The 11,341-nt window shown below is 43.1% G+C and carries 6 protein-coding genes; 3 read left to right on the top strand and 3 right to left on the bottom strand.

Features of this window, described 5'->3' with window-relative positions; genetic code table 11:
• Window positions 1-69: 69 nt before the first annotated feature.
• Window positions 70-693, bottom strand: a complete 624-nt coding sequence (gene grpE, locus ACOJRU_RS06525; RefSeq protein ID WP_421134225.1) for a nucleotide exchange factor GrpE — start codon at window positions 691-693, stop codon at window positions 70-72.
• Window positions 694-1,066: 373 nt separating this feature from the next.
• Between grpE and ACOJRU_RS06520 the strand changes: the two genes are divergently transcribed.
• Complete coding sequence (locus tag ACOJRU_RS06520) at window positions 1,067-2,062, top strand: L-dopachrome tautomerase-related protein (RefSeq protein WP_421134224.1); 996 nt, start codon at window positions 1,067-1,069, stop codon at window positions 2,060-2,062.
• 43 nt (window positions 2,063-2,105) lie between these two features.
• On the opposite strand, the gene ACOJRU_RS06515 is transcribed toward ACOJRU_RS06520, so the two are convergent.
• Window positions 2,106-3,008 carry a tetratricopeptide repeat protein gene (locus ACOJRU_RS06515; RefSeq protein WP_421134223.1) on the bottom strand — a complete coding sequence of 301 codons (903 nt, stop codon included), beginning with the start codon at window positions 3,006-3,008 and terminating at the stop codon, window positions 2,106-2,108.
• A gap of 247 nt (window positions 3,009-3,255) precedes the next feature.
• On the opposite strand from ACOJRU_RS06515, the gene ACOJRU_RS06510 reads away from it, so the two are divergent.
• Both ACOJRU_RS06510 and ACOJRU_RS06505 read left to right on the top strand, forming a co-directional pair.
• Window positions 3,256-6,663: a PAS domain-containing hybrid sensor histidine kinase/response regulator gene (locus ACOJRU_RS06510; protein ID WP_421134222.1), complete on the top strand. Its 3,408-nt coding sequence runs from the start codon at window positions 3,256-3,258 to the stop codon at window positions 6,661-6,663.
• Window positions 6,664-6,796: 133 nt separating this feature from the next.
• Window positions 6,797-8,752: a hypothetical protein gene (locus tag ACOJRU_RS06505; RefSeq protein ID WP_421134221.1), complete on the top strand. Its 1,956-nt coding sequence runs from the start codon at window positions 6,797-6,799 to the stop codon at window positions 8,750-8,752.
• 148 nt (window positions 8,753-8,900) lie between these two features.
• Here the strand turns inward: ACOJRU_RS06505 and ACOJRU_RS06500 are convergent, their stop codons facing one another.
• Entirely contained in the window at window positions 8,901-11,225 is a 2,325-nt protein-coding gene (locus tag ACOJRU_RS06500) for a methyl-accepting chemotaxis protein (RefSeq protein WP_421134220.1), read from the bottom strand.
• Window positions 11,226-11,341: the final 116 nt, after the last annotated feature.

Below are 11,341 nucleotides of genomic sequence, written 5' to 3'. Positions count from 1 at the left end.
TCCCCAATCTTTTCAATACTTGTCAGCAAAAAAACTGACATATTTGTGTGTTTATCGCAAAAACGTGAATTACGCTTGCGTATCAACACCACCGCTTGGCGCACGCGATACCATTACCATGGCAGGGCGTAACAAACGGCCGTTAATTTGATACCCTTTCTGCATCACCGCCATTACCGTATTAGGTTGGTGGTCAGCACTTTCCTGCATTGACATCGCTTGATGTAAATCAGGGTTAAAGCTTTCGCCCTGAGGGTCAATAAGGGTTAATCCAAATTTCTCAATAGTGCTTAAGAAAGTTTTGTGCGTCATTTCGACCCCTTCAAGCAAGGGTTTAATCGCTTCGTTTTCGCTATCAGTCATTTCGATAGCGCGCTCTAAGTTATCGATAACCGGAAGCAACTCGCCAGCAAAGCGTTCAAGGGCAAATTTACGCGCCTTTTCTACTTCACCTTCAGCGCGACGGCGTGCATTGTCTGCGTCAGCACGTGCACGCAATACGCCATCTTGTTGTTCTTTAATCGTCGCCTGAGCTTCAGACAGCGCAGTTTCAAGTTCGTAAATGCGCTGTGCATTTTCATCTAACTCTACACTCTCAGCTTCTGAGGTTTCTACCTGCGTTTCTTCAGCGCTTTGAACAGTTTCATCTACTGTATTTTCTTGATCTGCCTGCACATCGCGATTATCGCTCATGCCTACCTCCAAACGTTTTTCTAAATCTAGTTGTTTACCCTACACGGCTGGTGTGCAGCGCAAATTACCCTGTTGCGCTTAGTTATGGGGCTAGATTTAAGGTGTTCAAGGGTATCCACAATAAATTTGTGGATGATTTTTAAAAATCTGAGAAAACTAGGTTTCGGTTTTTAATTTTCTTAGGCTCAGAATCGACTTAGCAAGCCCACACCTCATGAATCTTCATGCTTAATGCCCGATTATCAAAAAATATTTGATAAGTATTCAAAAATAAGCTTGTAACTGTTTGCAAATAAAATCTCTACACTTCTCCTATCAGTCAAATTAAAGCTGTACCAGCTTTTAACCCTGTACCGAAATTTAGAGAGAAAAGATGATCAAATTAAAGCAGCTTATTATCGCTACCACTGTTGGGCTAAGCATGTTGAGCAGTGGGGCCTTCGCTGCTACTGAAGTAGGCCCCTTAGAGCCTGTCACCACTTTTGAAGACGCAAGAGGCGCAGGTATTACCATTACTCCGTCTGGCCGATTACTCATTAGCATGCACCCGCTTGATAATCCAAAGCTAAAGATTGTTGAAGTAATGGCTAATGGGTCTAAACAACCTTTTCCTAATTTAGATTGGGCAGATGGCCCACAAACCGGTGATGTAGGCTTTAGTGCCGTTATTGGTATACACAGCGATAGTCAAGGCACTGTATGGATGCTAGACATGGGAAGTGAAACCTCACCAGCCAAACTCGTTGCGTGGGATAGCAATGAAAATGCGCTGGTTAAAACGATTGAACTTGATAACAAAGCACTTAAAGTAAATTCGTTTGTTCAAGACTTTGTTATTGATGAAAAGCACAACAAAATTTATATCGCAGACATGACATTTGGTAACTTTGCTGGTGCAACAAAGCCGGCAATTATTGTCGTTGATACCGAGACGGGCGAATCTACGCGAGTATTAGAAAGCGCTTCTTATCTTATGCCTGAAGATAGAGAACTTGTCATTGAAGCATCGCTACTTGCCTCTAAAACCGATGATGGTAAGCCAAACCCGCTTAAATTTGGTTTAAATCCAATAGCGTTGGACCCAGCCTCTGACACACTTTACTTTGGCGCGTTCACTGGCACCAAAATTTATCAAATATCAACATCCGCTATCGGCGACACGTCGCTATCAGACAATGAACTAGAGAAATCTATTCAGGTATTTGGCCCCAAAAACCCTAGCGACGGTATTGCACTAGCGCCAGGAGGCGGCGTATTAGCCACCGATTTAGAAAATAACGCGGTAGGATTAACAACTAAAGGAAAGTATCAAACGCTTATTCAAGATAAGCGTTTGGCCTTGCATCACTTTTATGTCGTACCTTGCTAGCCTCTTTTTCTGCCACCGCGGTAATCGAAAAGCCAAATGCTACCTAGTTAACGCCAGTAGTCCAAAACGTTCTGCTGCGGATAGAGCCACTGTCCATTATCACGCAGGTAGGTTCATCCGCTTTGCAACCATTGCCTTTTATTCGGCTTCCCGTTTGTCCGTGGTTTTGTCTCAGTTCACTTAACATCAAAGCATGAACATCAACCATATTGATACTAATTCCAGTAACTGTGATAGTTTCAATATCGCTATCAAGGCCGGCGTTGCGCTGTGCATTGTCACTAATTAGTTCAACAACGGGTTGCCCATTTAACTGTTGTAGTAGCTCTACAGAATTGGCGTATTTACCTGACGCTGGAAATGCTAATAAAGACTTCGCTTTCGCCATATCCTTTTCCACAAACTCTCCATTGATATAAAGAACGGCTAACATATAGTTAGCGAGATAGCTCATTCCTTTTTCAACCTCGGCTTCCAAAAACTTAACCGCAGTTGCTTTTTCTTCGTCGGTAGATTCATTATCAGAAAAGACGAGAACAGCATATTCCTCTGCCGTTCTGTTAACGCCTTTATCTGCAGCAAATTTCATCATTCGCTTGGCTTCAGCCATATTCTTTCGTGTACCTATGCCCTGTGCAGCCATCCCCGCTGCTTGTCGGTAAGCAGGCAGGAAGCCCTGTTTGGCAGACTTATCAAAATAATAATAGGCGTTTTCTAAGTCTGTCTTTACACCAGATTCAGGATTCATAAAGATGTGACCAAGAGAGAAGCTGGTTTGCTCATGACCTCTGGACGCCAAAGCTCGAAGTGTATTCAGCTTAGCGATAGAACAATCTTCGTCTGCGCATTCAGGTTGATTCGGAATAGCCCACACAGATGCAGATAGTATAGTTGAAACGAGTAGTGTGATTCGCAGAAAACGTGTGTTTGCTGAATTTTGTTTCATTAAAGTCCCTTTTAATTATTTCGGTGATTGGCTAAGGACGACTTATGTTTAAATCCTACCACTCAAAAAAACATCGCCCATGTATAAAAAACGTATCACTTGTAGTTCGAATTGTAAACAATTGGCTCAGTAACAGTGGTTATGTACTACCAGAAGATACCTCGAATGTGAAAACCATGTTAATGTAAATCAACAAAAAACGCGCTTCAATTGCGCTAATAAATGCGTTCAATTACACGGAAAATCTATGCTAAGTATCTGGACGGTTGGCACTATTGTTGGTTTTTACCTCCTCGCGCTTTTCGCTTTAGCATTTTGGGGCGATAAGCATTTACGTGACAACCGGCAACATCCAATACTGTACAGTCTTGGATTGGGCGTGCATTGTACATCTTGGGCATTTTTCGGCACTACCTCGCAAGCAGCACAATATGGCTGGGCCGTCACCCCTACTTATTTAGGGATTATGCTGACCATGGCATTTGCCTTTCCCGTAATTCTTCACATAAGTAGACTATGCCAGCAACACAACATCAGCTCGCTGGCTGACCTCATATCATTGAAGTACCAACACTCTCATTTAATTGCCGCTCTTATCACTTTACTGTGTTTTTTTGGTGTTGTTCCCTATATAGCACTTCAGCTAGACGCTATTACAAAATCTATTAATTTACTCACTGGTGAGCCCCAAACCACCACACCTTGGTTAAGCATTTATGTTGCCGGTTTGCTTGCCATATTTGCTATAACCTTCGGCACGCGTACGCTGAATTTAACTGATAAGCACCCTGGTTTGCTTCTTACTATCGCTTTTGAATCGTTATTTAAACTGATTGCCCTTTGGACAGTCGGTGTGTTTGTTTGCTTCTTTATGTTCGATGGTGTGCTCGATCTTGTCGCGAAGGCATCGGCAAACGAGGCCGCAAGCAATGTGATTTATGCAGATAGCGCCCCCTTGGTTTACCTAACCCATGTAATGTTGGGTATTTGCTCTATGTTTGTGCTGCCCCGTCAATTTCATATGAATTTTGTAGAGCTAAATGGTGAAGGTGAACTTAGAACCGCTCGTTGGCTTTTTCCTATGTATTTATTAGGGATGACAGTGTTTCTTATTCCTCTCGCACTAGCAGGGAAAATGCTGTTACCTGACACGGTAAATTCAGACACCTACGTGTTAGCGCTGCCCATTTATGCCAATAATATCGAAGTTTCTATTATTGCATTTCTTGGCGGTCTGTCTGCGACGACCAGTATGGTTATTGTCGCAACGTTAGCACTTGGGATAATGATAGCTAATAACGTGGTTACCCCTCTTTGGATAAAAGCAAGGTTACGCACTGAACCAAACCACACCATGCAGCCCGGTAAAATACTTACTATACGGCGGCTTACGGTACTGGTGGTCTTGTCGGTAGCACTTTGGTATCACCTTAATGTAAGTCAAGCAGCCCCGCTTGTTAAAAGCGGTATTATCGCAATTGCGTTATTAAGCCAATCTTTACCTATTTTGATGTTCGGGCTGTATTGGAAGAAAAGTACAAAGGCCGCAGCGGTGAGTGGCCTCTTTGCTGGGTTCACGTGTTGGTGCGTGCTGCTACTTTACCCTAGCTTGATGTCGAGCTATTACTTCAACACGCCCCCCTCTGACGCCGAGTTAGGCATAGGCTTTGTTTATTCGTTAATGGCAAATAGCGTGACGTTTTTACTGGTTGCGCTACTCACCAACAAGTCGGTATCACCTCATCGCGCGAGCGATACAAAAAACATCGACGTTGCCTCGCAGCAATTAATGGTAAAAGTAAGCGATTTAATGTCGCTTACACAGCGGGTACTGGATAAAGAGAGCCATGACACATTGATAAAGCAACTTTCTGTTGATGTATCTCGTGCACACCTTACTGGCTATGCAAGCCATGCTTTACTTAATCGTGTTGAGCAGCTTTTAGCTGCACAAGTCGGCGGCCCCAGTGCGCGAATATTACTCGGTGCCATTGCCAACACTGGCAGCGATACCTTGCCAGAGTTAGTTGACTGGGTAGAAGAAGCGTCGCAGTCGTTTCAATTCAATCATGAAGTATTGCAGTCATCGGTGCAGCACATAGAGCAAGGCATTAGTGTACTAGATGACAAGCTTAAACTGTTGGCATGGAACGAACGGTATGTAGAGCTTTTCTATTACCCGAGAGGCTTTCTTAAAGCCGGCATGCCCATTAGCGATATTTTAGATTTCAACGCACAACGAGGGTTATTTGGTAATGGCGACGAGGCCCCACAAGAAATAGAGAAACGAATAGGCCATATGCTGAAAGGCAGTCGGCATAAATATGTTCGGAAGCAACCCGACGGCAAAGTGATTGAACTTAACGGCTCGCCCCTGCCTGGCGGAGGCTATGTTACGACCTACAGCGACATTACCGAATACATTGCCATTCAAGATGCGCTAGAACAGTCAAAAAGTAAACTAGAAGCCCGCGTAGAGCAGCGTACCGAGCAACTTCGCTTTGCTAAACAGCAAGCCGACGATGCAAATGAAAGCAAGACAAAATTTCTTGCAGCAGCCGGCCATGATTTGATGCAACCTTTCAACGCAGCCACACTTTTCGCGTCTATGCTAGAGAAGAAGACAAAAGGTAGCGAACTCTCTAGCCTGTCAGAAGGCGTAGTGAACTCATTGAGCAATGCACAGACCCTGCTTTCTATGCTGCTCGACATGACAAAATTAGAGTCGGGCGTGTTAAACCCTCAAAAAGTGACCTTTGCAATAGACGATGTTTTGTCGTCGTTGTGTAAGGAGTTTAGCTTAATCGCAAAACAAAAAAACATCACACTACGCTATATAAAAACCAGTAGCTTTACATATACCGATAAACATTTGTTTCGACGCGTTATGCAAAACTTATTGTCAAATGCCATACGCTATACGCAAACCGGTACGGTAGTAGTGGGCATCAGAAGAAAACTCAAACTAGACTCAGCACCTAAGGGGCTGCCAACACTTCACGTCTGTGTTTACGACACAGGCCCCGGTATTGCACCAAGCCAGCAAACAGAAATATTTAATGAATTCCACCAGCTAGAAAGCCCGCGCAGTTCACAAGGCATTGGCCTTGGATTAACCATTGTGGACAGAATGTGTAAACTGCTCGGCCATAGCATTACGTTGCAGTCTGCGCTTCATAAAGGCAGCTGTTTTGCTATTACCGTGCCTAAAAGTGACAAGAAAAATAATAGCCCTATTGATAAATCTAAAGACAATACAGGCGAAGTGTTAGATGAAAAGGCATCATCGTTTTTGCACAAAAAACGGCTTCTGCTTATCGAAAATGATGAGCAAGTTACTTGCGCCATGAAAGCCCTCTTTGAAGATTGGGGAGCGACAGTCGTCACTGCGATGAGCAAGAAGGAAGCGTTAGCGGCATGCGGTATGAAGCCAGATATAATTATTGCAGACTATCACCTTAATTTTGGTGAAACGGGCACAGAGGTTTTACGAGAAATCGCATTGCTGCCACACAGCCCCGATTTACGCCTGTTAATTACTGCGAACCGAAATAGTGAGATAAGGGATACGGCCGCTGACATGGGGATAGCGTACTTGCCAAAACCCATAAAACCCAGCGCGTTAAAACGAATTTTAAAGCAGCGATTCAGTTAATACGTACCGAATAATGAGAGCAAAACGCGAAAGGCAGAAATCGATTGGTTTTAGCCTGAACGTGAGTAACGTATCATGAGCCGCGTTAATACAGTTATGCTAGACAGTAGTCAATTCTATGGAGTGCGCAACGGTGACTATAAAGGACTATAATCGATACCGAAAGGCTATTTTAGGTGCTGTCGCGCTCGTCATCACTTTGATGGGCATCGGTATATACTTTGTCACAAACGAGAAAGAAGAGGCGTTCAACAATACCGCACCAAGTACTGATGCGTCAGACTCTACTATCGAACCTAAAAACTATAGGCTAATGACTGCTCCGTTAACGCCAGATCGCACCGCAAACGCATTAGAAAACGCTACAAAAATCTACTCGGCAAGTGAGTCCTACAGTCAATGCGAAGTAGAAAACGCAGAGGTTTGGGATAAACTTCAGCGCGTAAAAAATGCAATAAATAGTGAACTTCTGGCGCTAGATAATAGCCGTCTTCTTAGCGATGCCGTGTTCTTACTTCAAGAAGAAGGCTATTTTGACACATCAAATGCTCTGTTAAATTTACACCGCCTTCAACTAACAAATCAACAACAGAAATTCCAGCGTGCGCCATTTAAGCCTACCCAAGAAGAAATCGATGAAATAAGAAATGCATTCTATCTTCTGCAAGATATAGTTGAGGCTGCGGCGCAACAAGATATTGAAAAAGTCATGCAAGCTACACATGCCTTTAGGCAAAACAACGATAAACACGGCTATGCGATAAGAAGAGGAAGAAACAAATTCCTTATAACCCCCGACGTCGTTATTGGTCATAGTTTGGCAACCGCATCCCCAACGTTTGTTGACGATATCGCCGCACAATACCCAGTCAGCCATTTGCTTTTCACCCAAGCGGTGCGTTCAGGGGCAAGCAATGAAGTATTAGAGAAATTACTGTCGAGTTTTGATTTTAATAACGAGCCGATTTATACCAAACACAATACGTTACAAACCGCTTTGCAAGCAGCGATTGAAATTGAGTCGCTACATGCAATGCGACTACTCCTCTCTCAGCCTAATCTTCAACATACCGCGTTTTTCTTTAACCCTCTCAATACGATTATTTTTAATACATTAAATGCGAAGAAGGACGAGTTTACCGAAATTCAAAAGGCGATGATGACCGAATTAGGTGAGCACGGTTTTCGCGTTGACATCGTTTCTACGTCCTATACCAAAAACCCAATGTTGGCGGGTTATATAGCGATGCTTGAACGCCCTATCGTAGACCAGTTAAAAGGGTTATCGATTCTCCCTCATCACATTGATAAGCTACAAATTCATCCTGATTCCACATTACCTTTATATCTGCAAGATCAATTGAAACGTAATGCGTTTCAAGCTCGAGTGCTAAAAGACGAATATAATGAAAGGGCGAAAACCTGTGTTGAACGAAAGAAAACGTTACAGTCATTGGTACCGCCACTAACAAGCATTGATGATGTATTTGTTTATATCAATGCCGACAATAGTTTCACCGAGAACGTCCAACTACTAAAGCAACAATCACTGACATTGGTTGATGCCTATTATGAAAAAATGGGCAGCCAGTCCTTAGATACCCGCAGGGTCGACGCGATAGCGGCATCCACGGAATCCCTTAAAGACATTCCTTTTGATGTTCTCGCACAAATTAACGAACTGAACCCGTTTGAACGATATCATCTCACCGAACGCTATTGTCAAAAATTTGGTAAACGTTCTATGGATGATATTTTTAACACCGTTCAGTATATAAACTTCAGTGTGTTTAGCTTTGAAGCATGCCTCGCTGGTAGCCCCGATGACTACGCTGATACAGAGCGCTATTTTTATCACCAGGAGAATACTTATCCTGGGATCATATACAATAAGTTAGCGCACTATGCCGTTGATGAAGCAATAGAAGCATTATCTGATCCCGCGTTCCAACGTCCAAAGGACTATAGCGGTTATCCCCATGGTCGCGATGCTCTGATGCTTGCACTAGATATAAAACTTGCCACTCACAATATTGATAAAAAAGACTACAAAACACTAATAAGCGCTCTTATCGAGAAACCGAGTTAGCAGATGAGCATTTCAAAAGGCTTCATCGGCTTAAAGTTGATCATTTTTTATTTTTTGAGGAGTTAGCGTCAATTCACTCACAAATTCGTCAAGCTGTTGCGTACCCTTTGGCAAAATATAGAACGTAGAGATATGCAAGCGCGTGTTGTCACACTGTAAACCCACTTACCAGTTTGCTTGATTCTTTGGCCATAGTAGACAGTGACGTCGCCGATTCTGCTACCAAACCGATACCCGTATTAAGCTCTTCAGCTTGTTCAGCAATACTGTTGACGTTACCACTTACGCTATCAGATGTCGCATTTTGCTCTTCGGTGGCAGTCGCTACCGTCTCAGCCATTGCACTTACTTGAGAAATGATATGAGACAGCTCATTCATAGCAGTGGTAACAAGGTCGACCAAATGTATACCGCCATCTGCTGCCGTTGACGCTTTTTCCATCTCTTTCACCGAGAGGCTAGATGCATCATTCATTCGATCTACTATTGAAGATATCTTGTGTGTGCTTTCCTGAGAGCGATTAGCCAGCGCTCTCACCTCATCGGCGACCACTGAGAATCCTCGCCCAGCTTCTCCTGCTCTTGCAGCTTCAATAGCCGCATTTAGAGCAAGTAAATTGGTTTGATCTGCAATAGAGGTAATGTCACTCAGTAAACTATTAATCAAACCCACCTCATTTTGCAGTGTGCTGATAACGTTCTGAGAATCTCTAATTAATTTCACCAACAGCTTGATGTTGCCTGCTGCGAGGTCGGCTCGGTCCATGTTTTCTTTCAGACTTGCCATGGCTGACGTACTGGCGTCTCTTGTTTCAACTGTATTACGAGATACTTCCGCAATAGACACAGAAAGCTCCTCGACTGACGCTGCTACCATTTCTGTTTCACCAAGCTGTATCGCCACGCCCTTTTTACTTTGCTCCACTAACGCAGCTAATTCATCTGATGAGGATAACAGCTTGTCTGAATTATTTTTTATCTGCTCAACGATATGCTGAATTTGGGTAATAAACGCGTTGAATGGTGTTATCACATTATTGATTTCAGGAATGCGTGTTGCGTTTAACCTAATGGTAAGATTGCCGTCTCCGCTTGATAGTGCACTACAGGCCTCACCTAATTCTTCCAAAGGCTTAATTATTTTCTTCGCAAGCAAAAGAGAAACCACTACTGCGAATACAAGAATAACTACAGCCACAATAAGAGTTGAATACACTAATTTCGATTGCAGGTGCTGTGCAGGCGCTAACGCTTCAGATACATCAATTTCGGCGAGAAGCCCATAAGTATGCTCCCCAATAGCTAACGGCAAATACGATGAAAAGACAGATACATCTCTGTAGTCTTTTACCATTTCAAAACCTTTTTGACCGTTTAGTGCCTTACCGCTAGCAGCACTATCAACTCTCTGAAGCCCGACTGACGTCCCCGCGTCTTTTATTTTCTTTGCTGTGCTCGGTGAAGTCGCACTAATTGCTTTTAAGTAATTTTCTCTGTCTTCTAAAAAGAAACGACTTTCGGTAACCAATAATCCATCTGGCGAAACCAGATAAGTCTCTCCCGAGTCGCCAAACCCACTGTCTTTCCATTCTTGGTTATGAGTGAGTATTGCGCCAATTCTATCAATAGGAATTTGAAAAATTAAAACTGCTGTTATCTCACCCGAACCGTCGGTAATGGCTGACGCTAAAAAGCCTGCCATAGCGTCATATGACGGCAAATAGGTCTCAAGTTTACTTATAGCGACATAATTGTTGTCACCTTTCTCTATAACGGCAGAGAAAGCGTTGCCAATCCCGGTATCAGCATAAGGCCCTTCTTTCAAATCAGTGGCAAAATCGAGTTCTTTATAGACACTGTAAACAATCTCGCCGCTCTTGGGTTCGACAATAAAAATGTCGTAGTAGCCAAATTCCTGAAGAAACTGCCGGATTTCATCGTGATACCTTGCATGCGACTTTGCATAATCGCTGTTATTACTCAATGTCGTTAATTTGTCTTTCTCGCCAATTGGGAATTGAGATGCCGCTATAAAGTCATATTGCAGCGCTTGGGAAGTGTTAGTCAGGCCTTCCACAAGCCGTGTAGGCTCAGATAGCACTGCATCATTTCGTTTTTTATAGAGCGTTGCGAAATCATTTTTGTAATAATCGAAAAGCGTGTTTTTTTGCGCGCTTGTTAGCTCTCCTCTTTGCTCCGTATAGCGATTAAACGCGGGAACAAAGTCATTGGCGGCATTAAATACGAGAGAAGAAGACGAAAAATTTCTAATTTGGCTTTCATTGAAAGCCAAATAGTTTTTAATTGCTTGCTTAGTTTGAACGCCTTGTTGGCGCATTTTATCCTCTGAGGAGGCAGCTAATGCAGTAGTAGAAGTATTAACAGCGACGTACGTTGTATACGCAGCTAGCGCTAGGACAGATAGAGACACAAGTAGAACGACAGAGAACAACAATCTTGTTTTTAATGACATTAGCGCGCTTCCTTTACATCCCTGTATATACTAAAGATAGTGACGAAAAAGTTCGATAATAAAATACCCTATATTGTAGTCTTGTGCACAAATAATGTGCTAAACCCTACCAATGT

It is taken from the genome of Alteromonas algae (genome assembly GCF_049117195.1).
Taxonomy (GTDB): Bacteria; Pseudomonadota; Gammaproteobacteria; order Enterobacterales; family Alteromonadaceae; genus Alteromonas.
This window is presented reverse-complemented; position numbering and strand designations above follow the sequence as displayed.

Excerpts from the sequence above, each read along its gene's own strand:
- ACOJRU_RS06500 (WP_421134220.1), bottom strand. The coding sequence starts at position 11,225 with ATGTCATTAAAAACAAGATTGTTGTTCTCTGTCGTTCTACTTGTGTCT.
- grpE (WP_421134225.1), bottom strand. The coding sequence starts at position 693 with ATGAGCGATAATCGCGATGTGCAGGCAGATCAAGAAAATACAGTAGAT.
- ACOJRU_RS06520 (WP_421134224.1), top strand. The coding sequence starts at position 1,067 with ATGATCAAATTAAAGCAGCTTATTATCGCTACCACTGTTGGGCTAAGC.
- ACOJRU_RS06510 (WP_421134222.1), top strand. The coding sequence starts at position 3,256 with ATGCTAAGTATCTGGACGGTTGGCACTATTGTTGGTTTTTACCTCCTC.
- ACOJRU_RS06515 (WP_421134223.1), bottom strand. The coding sequence starts at position 3,008 with ATGAAACAAAATTCAGCAAACACACGTTTTCTGCGAATCACACTACTC.